General features: G+C 37.8%; 13 protein-coding genes. 10 read left to right on the top strand and 3 right to left on the bottom strand.

What is annotated here, in order from left to right; translation table 11 throughout:
* Positions 1-2 precede the first annotated feature (2 nt).
* Positions 3-2090 (top strand): TonB-dependent receptor family protein, encoded by a 2088-nt coding sequence (locus ACEN25_RS03840; RefSeq protein ID WP_441801743.1) that lies wholly within the window; start codon positions 3-5, stop codon positions 2088-2090.
* 19 nt (positions 2091-2109) lie between these two features.
* Here ACEN25_RS03840 and ACEN25_RS03835 read toward each other — a convergent pair whose 3' ends face one another.
* From ACEN25_RS03835 to ACEN25_RS03825, 3 genes are all read right to left on the bottom strand, one after another.
* A complete protein-coding gene (locus ACEN25_RS03835) occupies positions 2110-2892 on the bottom strand; it encodes a hypothetical protein (RefSeq protein ID WP_441801742.1) in 783 nt (260 codons plus the stop codon).
* 55 nt (positions 2893-2947) lie between these two features.
* The gene (gene coaD / locus ACEN25_RS03830; RefSeq protein ID WP_028374488.1) at positions 2948-3400 is read right to left on the bottom strand and encodes a pantetheine-phosphate adenylyltransferase; all 453 of its coding nucleotides are present in this window, start codon (positions 3398-3400) and stop codon (positions 2948-2950) included.
* 135 nt (positions 3401-3535) lie between these two features.
* A complete protein-coding gene (locus tag ACEN25_RS03825; RefSeq protein WP_441801741.1) occupies positions 3536-4516 on the bottom strand; it encodes a D-alanine--D-alanine ligase in 981 nt (326 codons plus the stop codon).
* A gap of 143 nt (positions 4517-4659) precedes the next feature.
* Here ACEN25_RS03825 and ACEN25_RS03820 point away from each other — a divergent pair, with 143 nt between their 5' ends.
* The 9 genes from ACEN25_RS03820 (at position 4660) to ACEN25_RS03780 (ending at position 13103) form a co-directional block, all read left to right on the top strand.
* Positions 4660-5295, top strand: coding sequence for a PASTA domain-containing protein (locus ACEN25_RS03820; RefSeq protein WP_441801740.1), 636 nt, complete (start codon positions 4660-4662; stop codon positions 5293-5295).
* Entirely contained in the window at positions 5282-6316 is a 1035-nt protein-coding gene (locus ACEN25_RS03815; RefSeq protein ID WP_441801739.1) for an RluA family pseudouridine synthase, read from the top strand. The genes ACEN25_RS03820 and ACEN25_RS03815 overlap by 14 nt, the downstream gene beginning before the upstream one ends.
* Before the next feature lie 65 nt (positions 6317-6381).
* A complete protein-coding gene (locus ACEN25_RS03810; RefSeq protein ID WP_028374484.1) occupies positions 6382-6573 on the top strand; it encodes a hypothetical protein in 192 nt (63 codons plus the stop codon).
* A gap of 11 nt (positions 6574-6584) precedes the next feature.
* On the top strand, positions 6585-7154 hold the full coding sequence (locus ACEN25_RS03805) for a cob(I)yrinic acid a,c-diamide adenosyltransferase (protein ID WP_441801738.1): 570 nt from the start codon (positions 6585-6587) through the stop codon (positions 7152-7154).
* Between the two features lie 144 nt (positions 7155-7298).
* Entirely contained in the window at positions 7299-7520 is a 222-nt protein-coding gene (locus tag ACEN25_RS03800; protein ID WP_028374482.1) for a DUF2795 domain-containing protein, read from the top strand.
* A 187-nt stretch (positions 7521-7707) separates the two neighbouring features.
* Entirely contained in the window at positions 7708-11070 is a 3363-nt protein-coding gene (gene secA / locus ACEN25_RS03795) for a preprotein translocase subunit SecA (RefSeq protein WP_441801737.1), read from the top strand.
* Positions 11071-11232: 162 nt separating this feature from the next.
* Positions 11233-11589, top strand: a complete 357-nt coding sequence (locus ACEN25_RS03790) for a DUF3140 domain-containing protein (RefSeq protein WP_441801736.1) — start codon at positions 11233-11235, stop codon at positions 11587-11589.
* 174 nt (positions 11590-11763) lie between these two features.
* Entirely contained in the window at positions 11764-12240 is a 477-nt protein-coding gene (locus ACEN25_RS03785; RefSeq protein WP_441801735.1) for a DUF4199 domain-containing protein, read from the top strand.
* A 44-nt stretch (positions 12241-12284) separates the two neighbouring features.
* On the top strand, positions 12285-13103 hold the full coding sequence (locus ACEN25_RS03780) for a Cof-type HAD-IIB family hydrolase (RefSeq protein ID WP_441801734.1): 819 nt from the start codon (positions 12285-12287) through the stop codon (positions 13101-13103).
* Positions 13104-13252 lie beyond the last annotated feature (149 nt).

Raw genomic sequence — 13252 nt, 5'->3', positions numbered from 1 at the left:
ATATGAGCAAAATAGCTATTCTTTCTCTGCTGTTGCTTTCTACTTTTGCTCAGGCGCAAGTGAAGACAACAGCAGATTCTGTTTCTGTACGTAACACACTAGGTGAAGTTGTAATCACTTCTACCCCTATTCAAGATCAATTGCAGCGCATTACGGCATCGGTAAATGTAATTAATGCCGAAGATCTGCAACGCGGTGACCAACTCTCTATCGCAAACGAAATCAATAAGAATCCCGGTATTCAAATGCAGCAAGGTGCCTTAAACACCAGCCGCATCAGCATTCGCGGTTTGGGTGCGCGTAGCCAGTATGCTACAAATCGGGTAAAAGCGTATATAGAAGGCATACCACTCACCACCGGTGAGGGAGAAACTACGTTAGAAGACCTAGACCTCAACCTTATTGAACGTCTCGAAATTATAAAAGGTCCCGCAAGCAGTAGTTATGGAGCCGGATTAGGAGGAGCAATCAATATTTCGGTTTTAAAACCAAAACCAGAATCTGCTTCAGTTCAACTTAATGGTCTCGGCGGCTCTTTTGGCCTTTTTAAAAGCGGAATAACGGCATCTTTAGCAAACAATAAAACTGCAGGTTTCATCAGTTATAATCATCTTGAAAAAGAAGGCTTTAGAGCTAATAGTAATTACAACAGGAATACCTATACCGCATACGCGAAAACAGAACTCAATGCCACAAGTTCACTAACGTTTTTTGGGAATTACACACGCTTAAAAGCCTTCATCCCAAGTTCTATCAATGCGGAAGATTTTGAAAATAATCCCAAAAAAGCAGCTTTTACTTGGAATGCTGCTCAAGGTTATGAGTCGTATGACAAAGGCCTTGCAGGGCTTTCGTACAACTGGCAGTTTAATGAGTACAACTTGTGGACGACCAGTGTGTTTATCAACTACAGAGACGGTTACGAACCACGACCGTTTGATATTTTAGATGAAGATTCTTTTGCATTTGGGATACGCAGCAATTTACAATCCTCATTTTCCATTTTTAATATTCCTGCAAAAAGCAGCATTGGGGTTGAGTATTTTGATGAGCATTACCAGGCAAAACTCTTTGAAAATTTATATCAGGATAATTCCGGAAACGGAAGTTTACAAGGTAACCTGTTTAGTAATCAGGAACAAGACCGAAAATACCTTAACCTTTTTGCACAAATAAGTCTTCAGCTAACTGAACGTTTAAAGGCAGATATAGGGCTTAACTACAATCACAGTAGGTATGTGCTCGACGATTACCTTAACGAAAGCAATATTGACAATTCTGGAGTATATACCTACCCGCGCCTGTTCTTACCTCAGGCTGGTTTGACCTACGAAGTGGTCACAGACAAATTTTTATATGCATCCGTAAGCAGAGGCTTTTCATTACCCACAGTTGCCGAAACACTTACGCCCGAAGGCGCCATAAACCCCGAAATACAACCGGAAACCGGTGTTAATTATGAACTGGGTTTAAAAGCACAATGGTTCAATAAAACACTCTATACAGAGCTTGCTTTTTACACGGTACAGGTAAACGATTTACTGGTTGCAGAGCGCGTTGGTAATGACCAATATGTGGGGCGTAATGCCGGTAAAACTGATCATAACGGTATAGAATTACTGATTAATTATAGAACGCGGCTTGCTGCAAACTGGGAGTTCAAACCCTATACTTCATTAGCTTTAAATGATTATTCGTTCGATGAATTTACAGATAATGACATCACTTATAATGGAAATGATTTAACCGGTGTTGCAGATGAGATTTTCAATCTGGGTGTTGATTTAAAGCATTCTTCTGGCTTTAGGTTCAATACTAATTTTAGACATACAGGTGCTATTCCACTAAATGATGCAAATACTGTTTACGGTGACAGTTATAATCTGGTAAATTTAAGAGCAGATTACGCGTTTCAGTTTTCACAAAATTTTAAAGCAACACTTTATAGTGGTGTAAATAATGTTTTTGACACCAATTATGCAGCTCAGATTTTACCCAATGCGACAGGGTTTGGCGGTGCTGCACCGCGCTTTTTTTATCCCGGGGAGCCTATAAATTTCTATGTAGGGTTAAATGTAAACCTGAACTAAGGTTATTAGAAACTGAACTTTAATTTTTCTCAGGAATAGAAACACCTTCCTGTTCAAAATTTTTAATCTCTGCATTAAAGCTTTCGCTTAAAGCTAATAGTTCTTTTAAAAAATCAAGCTGATGCTCAGGTTCAAAAAGAATTCCATCTAGATTCACAGCAGCAACATATTCAAAGAAGAGATTTTTATATTCTTGAGAGATTTGAAGCTGTTCCTCTAGAAACTTTTTATCAAAATAATCATCTCTGGCAAAAAGCTGCTCAAGGCGCTCATAAGTAACTACACCATAATCTTTAATTTCTATTTTTTTTGAAGGATCCCTTTTAAATAAACTTGCAAATCGCCTAGCTAGCATAATAAAATCAATACCCTGAGTAGTATATTTTGGCCGGTATTCCTGTGGATTTAGTTTATAATCTGTTTTTACCATCGCGTTTACCTGCTGGGTATATTCCTCCTGATCAAACTTTTTCTCTTTTGGCGCTTCCGTAAGACGCACTTCTTCCAGTTCGTTTAGATTCTCTTTAAGTTCAACTACCCAGCGTTTTTCGAGTTGATAAGGTTCTACAATAAAAACCTGAGTTTCCATAAATGGCGCGCTAAATACCAAAGAATCTTTGAGTCGAGCGGCTAAACTAAAATCCCCTTCATCTGTAGTAACGGTACTTTTATTTTGAGTTCTGTTTTCAACTAGAACCCCGGGAACTCGCTTTTCTCCGGCGTAAACTTTGCCAGAGGTATTCTGCGCAAAACCAAGTGCAGTAGTAAAAAGTAGAATAGTAAGGATGAAGAATCTGATCATAGAAATGCGCTTGTATTATTGAAAGACCAAAAATCAGACCGAATGTTGCACCTAGTTAAACCCGCACCGTATCAGGTACCAGACCGGTGTAATCACCACCGTTGCGAATTACATCTCTAACTATTGAAGAAGATATATAACTCTTACCCGAGGAGGTGAGCAAGAATACAGTTTCGATTTGAGAAAGCTTTCGGTTTGTATGTGCAATGGCTTTTTCAAACTCAAAATCCCCGGGATTTCTAAGTCCACGAAGGATAAAACCCGAATCTGTCGCATTACAAAAATCTACCGTAAGTCCTTTGTAGGTCATTACTTTAATTTTGGGTTCGTCTTTAAACGACTCTTTTAAAAAAGCCTCACGTTGCTCTAGCGTGAACATATATTTTTTATCTGCATTAACACCTATAGCCAAAATAATCTCATCAAAGAGCGTTAAACCACGTTCGATGATATCATAATGACCTAATGTTAGCGGATCAAAAGAACCGGGGAAGACTGCGCGTTTCATAGTAACGTATTCAATATTGAAAATTAAAAATACAAAATTGAAGTGACGATTTGAGTTTACGACTCAACAGATACCTGTCACGCGACTTCATTAAAATCTTACACGTTGTATTTCTTAAATCGTGTTTTTAAATTCTTATTTTGACAAAGCTTGTTCAATCACATTATCAAACAAATCAGAAAGGCTAATACCTGCTACTTGTGCCTGCTGCGGAATAATGCTCGCGGGACTCAATCCCGGTGTCGTATTTACTTCTAAGAAATGTGGTTCGCCGTTATGAAAAATGAATTCCGCTCGAGTGAGCCCTTTCAATTTTAAAACTTTAAAAACTTTCTCGGCCTCGCGTTGCACAGCTTCGGTTTGTTCTGCTGAAATTCGGGCAGGAGTGATTTCCTGAGACTTTCCGGCGTATTTCGCTTCGTAATCAAAGAAATCATTCTCGCTTACAATTTCGGTGACCGGCAAAGCCTGTATTTTTCCGTGGTAATTAATAACACCTACCGAAACTTCGGTACCCGAAAGAAACGATTCAATAATAATCTCATCGTCTTCTTTAAAAGAAACCGCAATTGCAGCTTCCAGTTCTTCTTCTGCATACACCTTAGAAACGCCAAAACTGCTCCCCGCCTTATTGGCTTTTACAAAACAAGGCAAGCCTACTCTGGCAACAATTTCGGCAGGATTAATCGCATCACCTTTATTCAAAAAATAATTTGTTGCTGTTTTAACACCATAAGCCCTTAACACACTTATACAGTCACGCTTATTAAAGGTAAGCGCAGCCTCATAATAATCGCAAGCCGTCTGAGGTATCTGCATTAAATCAAAATACGCTTGTATGGTACCATCTTCTCCAGGAGTGCCGTGAATGGTATTAAACACACAATCAAAGGTGATTTTTGTGCCTTCAATAGTTAACGAAAAATCACTTTTATCTACAGGTATAGGTTTATGATCTGGATGTGTACAAAACCAGCCCTCTTTTAAAATAGAAATAGGGTAAACCGTATATTTATGAGTATCCAGATGTTTACAAACCGTGTTTCCGCTAAGCATAGATATGGCTACCTCGCTTGAAAAACCACCCATTATAACTGCTATATTTTTTTTTGACATAGTAAATAGAAATCCTTTGCGTTAAGTAATAAGAAATAGGGGCTCAAAGAACGCTAATTTTAGAATAATTAGGCAAAAAAAATGATTGCAATTGAGGGTCAGCCAATTTTAAACTAAGTTTGTAGCCGCAAAATTGCATGTATATGGGACTCATAAAATTTATATTTAGCAAAGCATTTTTGATGCAGTTACTGTTAGCCGTAATCGTATTGATTGTGCTGGGTTTTGGGTTTATTTTTTGGCTCAACGCTTCTACAAATCACGACGAGCGCATTGCGGTGCCAGATTTGAGCAAAATGACACTAAGTCTTGTAAAGCAGGAACTTGACAATGCAGATCTAAACTATGTGGTTATAGACTCGTCTAACTACAATCCTGATTACCCTACATACTCAGTGATAGAACAAAACCCGGCAGCGGGAAAATTTGTAAAAGAAAACCGAAAAATTTACCTCGTGCTCAATCCTTCGGGATATCGTGAGATTGCAATACCCTCGCTGGTGGGCAGAACACAACGTCAGGTAGAGCCTACTCTACTGGCCTTAGGTTTTAAAATAGGAAACATAGACTTACGCGATCATATTTCTGAAGATGAAGTACTGGAGTTGAGACACAACGGCGCTACATTGAGAGAAGGTGATAAATTGCGCAAAATGTCGGTTATCGACCTCGTAGTTGGTAACGGAAAAGATAATTATTACAATACAACTACTGAAGATTCAGTAGATATAGATGATTCAATTAACGAGGCTGAAGAACTAGAAGATGCAGGATTTTAATGCCGAAGGGCCAGACGAACAGGAAGACGAACTTTACGAACATTACAGTTTTACCGCAGGTAAAGGCCAGGAGCCGCTGCGCGTAGATAAATTTTTGATGAATTTTATTGAGAAGGCGACTCGAAATAAAATTCAGACTGCAGCAAAAAACGGGAACATTCAGGTTAACGGCGCTGTTGTAAAACAAAATTATAAAGTTAAAGCCGGTGATGTGGTACGTGTTATGTTTGAACACCCACCGTATGAGTTTTTATTAACTCCAGAAAACATTCCGCTAGATATTGTTTATGAAGATGACACCCTTCTGGTGGTAAATAAACCGGCAGGAATGGTTGTACACCCGGGCCACGGTAATTATAGTGGCACGCTCATAAATGCACTAATTTATCATTTTGAAAACCTACCTGAAAACAGCAGCGGCAGACCCGGTCTTGTACACCGTATAGATAAAGATACCAGCGGACTTCTTGTTGTTGCTAAGACTGAAGAAGCTATGACGCATTTAGCCAAGCAGTTTTTTGACAAAAGTAGCGAGCGTGAGTATATTGCTATTGTTTGGGGTAATGTTGAAGAAGAAAATGGTACTGTAGAAGGTCACATAGGTAGACACCCTAAAAACCGCATGCAGAATACCGTTTACCCTGAAGGAGATCAAGGAAAAGAAGCGGTTACCCATTACAAAGTTTTAGAGCGTTTAGGTTATGTTACAAAAATTTCCTGTAAACTAGAAACCGGCCGTACGCATCAGATTCGCGTGCATATGAAATACATAGGTCATACCCTATTTAATGATGAGCGCTACGGAGGTGATGCTATTTTAAAAGGAACTACGTTTACTAAATACAAGCAATTTGTAGATAACTGTTTTAAAATATTACCGCGACAAGCATTACACGCAAAGACACTTGGTTTTGTGCACCCAAAAACCGGAGAATGGATGAGTTTTGACAGCCCTGTACCTCAGGATATGGTAGATTGTATAGAGAAATGGCGCAGTTATGCAAAACACGCTATGGAATAATTAGAAGCTGCTAAGGCAAGATGTTGCAATGCGCTAAAGCAGTTTTAATATCGTAATTTTAAAGTATGCTTGATTTTATACCTGAAAATTTACAAACTATAATCATTGTAGTTGTTTTAGCTATTCTCTTTCTGGGCGTAGTAAAGAACAACAAGCGCAATCAACGTAAAATGCGCGATCGCAAAAAACGCAATTTTAGAGCAGAATATTTTGACCGTAAAAAAGAGCGGGAAAAAGACGATTTGCCTACAAACTAAATTCACAAGATTTGAAAATATATACTAAAACCGGAGACAATGGTACTACTGCCCTTTTTGGTGGTACTCGTGTTTCTAAAAATGACATTCGTATAGAAAGTTATGGTACCCTTGATGAACTCAATTCGCATTTAGGGTTAATACGTGATCAGGAAATAGATGCACACAGTAAGGCTATTCTCATTAAAATACAGGAAAAATTATTTGTTATAGGCGCCATTTTAGCAACAGATCCTGACAAGGCGCTTTTAAAAAATGGTAAAGAACGCTTAGACATAAAAAGAATTAGTGATTTAGATATTGCGCTCTTAGAAACTGAAATGGATACTATGGAAGAGCAATTGCCACCTATGACGCATTTTATACTTCCCGGCGGTCATCAAACCGTGTCATTCTGTCACATAGCACGCAGCGTTTGTCGCAGAGCAGAGCGATTATCAACCGCTCTTTATCAACAGGTTCCGTTTGAAGAAAATACTTTAAAGTATTTAAACCGTCTTTCTGACTATCTGTTTGTACTGGCACGTTTCTTGTCAAAACAGTTACAAGCAAAAGAAATTAAGTGGTTACCCGAAAAATAAGAATTCAGCTTTTAAAACAGGGTATAAGTACCGTAATCTAAGGAGATTACATACGTTCTTAAAAATAATATTGAATTAATTGATATTTTTCTTGGTTATTACGCTAATAAATTTATTTTTGCAAAAAAATTAAATACGTTAACTATGTACTGGACATTAGAACTAGCCTCTCACCTAAGCGATGCACCTTGGCCGGCTACCAAAGATGAATTGATTGATTATGCAATTAGAACGGGAGCGCCACTAGAGGTTGTAGAAAATTTACAATCTATGGAAGATGAAGGCGATTCTTATGATTCTATTGACGAAATATGGCCAGACTACCCGTCTGATGATGACTACCTCTGGAATGAGGATGAATACTAGATTTTACATCACGTAAACACTTAAAAAGTCTCGCATTGAGGCTTTTTTTTTGCTTAAATTTGAACCGCTTTAAAAAAGCAACTATTTGTAACCTTAGGTTACAATTTTATCGGAAAATTAATGTATTAATAGAAGAGCCTCAAGCTTAATGTAAGCTACCTATTGATAATAAACGAGTTACCAAGTTATGGGATTATTAGATAAAGTATTAAAAGTCTTTGTAGGAGACAAATCTAAACAGGACGTTGCATCGATTCAACCTATTGTTGAAAAAATAAAAAGCTTTGAAGCGCAGCTAGAAAAGCTTTCCCACGATGAACTGAGGCAAAAAACAACCCAATTTAAAGCTCAAATCGCTAATGCACTTGCTGACAATAATGCAGAGCAATTGCGTCTACAAAACGAAGCTGATGAAAATGACGATATAGATCGTAAAGAAGAAATTTATGCAGCGATTGATAAGCTAAAAGATGATGCTTATGCGATTAGCGAACAGGTTTTAAATGATATTCTTCCCGAAGCGTTTGCCGTTGTTAAAGAAACAGCAAAGCGTTTTTATCACAATACATCAATAGTTGTTACTGCAAATTCATTTGACCGTGAATTAAGTGCAGATAAAGATTATGTTTCCTTAGATGGAGATAATGCAATCTGGGCAAACAGCTGGGATGCTGCAGGTAAAGCGATTACCTGGGACATGATACATTATGATGTACAGCTTATAGGTGGTGTGGCCATGCATCAAGGTAAAATCGCAGAGATGCAAACGGGTGAAGGTAAAACCTTAGTTGCGACACTTCCGGTTTATCTAAATGCACTTACCGGAAATGGAGTTCACCTGGTAACCGTTAACGACTATCTGGCAAAACGAGATAGCGCGTGGATGGCTCCTTTATTTAACTTTCACGGTCTTACTCTAGACTGTATAGATTTTCACAGACCTAACTCTGCAGCGCGTCGTAAAGCATACGCCGCAGATATCACATACGGTACTAATAATGAATTTGGTTTTGATTACCTAAGAGATAATATGGCACACGCGCCTAATGATTTGGTTCAGCGTGCACCTAATTATGCCATTGTTGATGAGGTTGACTCAGTTTTAGTGGATGATGCGCGTACTCCATTGATTATTTCTGGACCGGTACCAAAAGGAGATCAACACGAGTTTGATGCCTTAAAACCTAAAATTGATAGCTTAGTAACATTACAACGCCAGCAACTTACAGGCACTTTAGCTGAAGCAAAAAAACGTATCGCTTCCGGAGACACTAAAGAAGGAGCAATTTTATTACTACGTGTTTACCGTGGTTTACCTAAAAACAAAGCGCTAATTAAATACCTGAGTGAAGAAGGTATTCGCCAGCTTTTACAGAAGACTGAAAATCAATATATGCAGGACAACAATCGCGAAATGCACGTGATTGATGCTGATTTATATTTTACAATAGACGAAAAAAATAATCAGATAGAACTTACCGACAAAGGTATTGAGCACTTATCTGGTAAAGACGATCCTAATTTCTTCATTATGCCAGAGATGGGTGTTGAGATTAGTAAAATTGAAAATGCAAATCTTACTCCAGAAGAGGAAGCGGAAAAGAAAGAAGAACTTTTTAGAGAGTTCAGCATCAAGAGTGAGCGTATTCATACTATGAATCAACTTCTTAAAGCCTACACCTTATTTGAAAAAGACACAGAGTATGTGGTGATGGATAATAAAGTAAAAATCGTTGACGAGCAAACCGGCCGTATCATGGATGGTCGTCGTTACAGCGATGGTTTACACCAGGCGATTGAAGCAAAAGAAAACGTAAAAATTGAAGATGCTACCCAAACTTTCGCAACAGTAACGCTTCAGAATTACTTTAGAATGTACCGCAAACTTAGTGGTATGACCGGTACTGCGGTTACCGAAGCTGGAGAACTTTGGGAAATATACAAACTTGATGTTGTAGAAATACCTACAAATCGCCCTATCGCCAGAGATGACCGCGATGATAAAGTTTACAAAACAAAACGTGAGAAATACAATGCCGTAATTGACGAGGTTCAAAATCTAGTAGAAGCAGGTAGACCTGTACTTATAGGTACAACTTCGGTAGAGATTTCAGAATTATTAGGAAAAATGCTTTCCTTAAGAAAAATACCTCACAATGTACTAAACGCTAAGCTGCATAAGAAAGAAGCAGATATTGTTGCTGATGCAGGTAACTCGGGTCAGGTAACTATCGCAACAAATATGGCTGGTCGTGGTACAGATATTAAATTGAGTAAAGCTGTAAAAGAGGCAGGTGGTCTTGCCATTATAGGTACAGAACGTCACGACTCAAGACGTGTTGACCGCCAGCTACGTGGTCGCGCAGGTCGTCAGGGAGATCCGGGAAGTTCACAATTCTATGTCTCTTTAGAAGACAACCTAATGCGTCTGTTTGGCTCTGAGCGTATCGCAAAAATGATGGACCGTATGGGTCTTAAAGAAGGTGAAGTTATTCAACATGGGATGATTTCTAAATCTATTGAGCGTGCTCAAAAGAAAGTAGAAGAAAATAACTTTGGTGTACGTAAGCGTTTGTTAGAATATGATGATGTGATGAATGCGCAACGTGAAGTAATTTACAAGCGTCGTTACCATGCGTTGTTTGGAGAACGTCTGCGTGTAGATATCGCAAATATGATTTACGATACTTCAGAAGTAATTGCAGAAACTAACAAGGCAGCTCAGGATTATAAGAATTTTGAATTTGAATTAATTCGTTTCTTTTCAATGAGCAGCCCTGTAGATCAGAAAGAATTTGATTCTTCTTCTGCAAAGCAACTTGCGCTAAAAGTTTATGATGCTGCACTGGTACATTACCGCGAAAAAATGGAACGTAATGCATCAGTCGCCTTCCCTATTATTAGCAATGTATATGAAAATCCAGATAGCAACTATGAGCGTATTGTAGTTCCTTTTTCTGATGGAGTAAAAGAACTGAAAGTTGTAACGAATCTAAAAGATGCTTACGAATCTAAAGGGAAGCAGCTGATTACAGATTTTGAGAAGAATATTACACTTGCCATTATTGATGATGCGTGGAAAACACACCTGCGCAAAATGGATGAATTGAAGCAAAGTGTTCAGCTTGCCGTTCACGAGCAAAAAGATCCACTATTAATTTACAAGTTTGAAGCATTTGAATTATTTAAGCAAATGATAGATCAGGTAAATAAAGACGTGATTTCGTTCTTATTTAAAGGGGAACTACCGGTACAACAAGAAAATCAGATACGCGAAGCCAGACAGGTTAAGCAAGCTGAAAAAGTACAGACCACTAAGGAAGAGATTCCTAATCTTGATGAGCGTGCTTCTCAAAGCAGATCTGCAGGTGCTAATACCCAACCTCAGCGTCAACAAGTAACCGAAACAATAACACGTGAACGCCCTAAAATAGGTCGTAATGATAAAGTGACAATTAAGCACATTATGAACGGTGAAACAAAATCAATGAAATTTAAACAAGCAATCCCGTTACTTGATAAAGGAGAATGGGTGCTTATAGAAGAATAAAAATTAAATACATATAGATAAAAAAACACCCGTTAATAACGGGTGTTTTTTGTTAATAACATTAGCTATATACCTTCTGAATATTCTTTACACAAACTTAATATTGCAGCCCACTTAGAGATACACAATACTCCTAATTTTATACCCTAATTTTATTTTAATTTGTTTTCTAAATATCGCTTACATCAGGAATTAAAAGAGGCTACTAATATGAAAGCCGTTGAGTTACGTGCATGGTTGCGCACAGATATCGCACCCCTCACCGTAGCCAATTATGACGATGCTCCGTCTATGGATCAATCTAACAAACTGCTGGTCATTTTAATGAAAGACAGTGAAGATTTGACTAAGGCAGATTGTCTTTTTATTCAGAGTATTTTACAACGCATTAAGTATATAAAAAATACGCGTAGCAACGTACAACACACAAAACTTGATTGGGAGAATTCGCTACGCAATCTGGGCTTCGATGTTAAAAAGAAAGAGAAATCAAAGAAAAGAGAAAAAGAATTTTACTAAGGAAATAAGTTCTAATCTCTGATTTCATATTGCACCTAAGGCATTTCACTACATTCAAAAACATTTTTACAGCTACGATGTTTATATAAACAAGTAGATGCGCTGATGCCTGGTTTTGATTTTTCAATTAAATAAAAAATTAAGTATCTTCATAATTGCTTTAATTCTAAAATTATGATTAACCCGCGTCTTGAACTCAAATGGGCAAGCATATACATCCTATTTCTTTTTTTATGGATGGGTTTTGAACGCTTTGCGGGTTGGCACGATCAACTGATAGACCGGCATCATATATATACCATGCTTTTTTATATACCAGCAATAGGTATTTACTTTATAGCACTTATTGATAAGCGCAATAATTTTTATGGTGGCATTATCACCTACAAACAAGCATTTATAACCGGCTTAGTTCTAACTATTTTAATAAGCATATTAGCCATACCGGCGCAGTATGTTATAAGTACTTATATTAGTCCGCATTACTTTGAGAATGTTATTGAGTATGCCGTAACCAGCGGAAAAGCAACTATAGAAGAAGCAAACGAGTTTTTCAATCTAAAAAGCTATATAATTCAAGCTGCAGTTGGAAGTTTAGTATTCGGCATTCTAATCTCCAGTATTGTTTCAGTATTTATAAGAAGGAAATAAACCTGAAATTCTACAATAAAAAGTTGTTGTTCTATCTTTGAGCAATGAATAAAAATCTAAAACTTCTTTGTTCTGATATCGACGGAACGTTATTGAATGCAGAGCGTGATATCGCTGAAGAAACCGTTGCTGCCGTATCAAAATTATCAAGAGAATTTCCCATCATATTAGCTTCTTCCAGGATGCCATCTGCAATGTATTATTTGCAAGAAAAATTAGGTAGACTCAACAGCCCGCTCATTTGCTATAATGGCGGCCTTATTTTAGATAGTAGCGGTATGTGTTTACAAAGCCATACAGTTTCTTTAGACTTTCTAGCTACTGTAATTGAGCATCAAAAAAAGTATGCCTATAATATTAGTACCTACTGTACAGATACCTGGCGCACAGAATCTGAAGATTACTGGACCATAAGAGAAATAAGAAGCACTCGTGTAGAACCTGTTTTAGTGCCTTTAGAAGACCACATAGCTATTCTTAAAGCTATTGATGAACGACCCCATAAAATTATGTGTATGGGCATACCTGAAGCCTTAGACGACCTCATCGCTATACTTGAAAAAAAACACGGGGATGAAGCTCATTTTTACAGATCAAAAGATACCTATCTTGAGATAAGCGCCAAAAATATTGACAAGAGCACAGCTCTGGAGCATCTTATAAAAGATCACTATAATCTTAACCTGGAAAATGTAATTGCTTTTGGTGACAACTTTAACGATGTGACCATGATTAAAAATGTAGGATTAGGAGTGGCCGTTGCAAATGCTACTCAAGAGGTTAAAGATGTTGCAGATTATATCAGCGAGTTCACAAACAAGGAACACGCCGTTGCTCGCGCCATTGAACAATTTTTACTCTAAATCGTCAACCCAAACTTAATAATTAAAGCGCCCAATGGAGCGCTTTTATTATTTCAACTTGTACCAAAAGCGAGAGGCGCCCTCCAACCAAAAAGTGCGCCTCTCAAAACAACCTAACCAATAATCTTACTAACCAATTATTATCTTTA

This window comes from Leeuwenhoekiella sp. W20_SRS_FM14, assembly GCF_052119605.1.
In the GTDB taxonomy this organism is placed as follows: domain Bacteria; phylum Bacteroidota; class Bacteroidia; order Flavobacteriales; family Flavobacteriaceae; genus Leeuwenhoekiella.
Note: the sequence above shows the minus strand (reverse complement) of the source record. Positions and strands in the feature narration are given on the sequence as shown.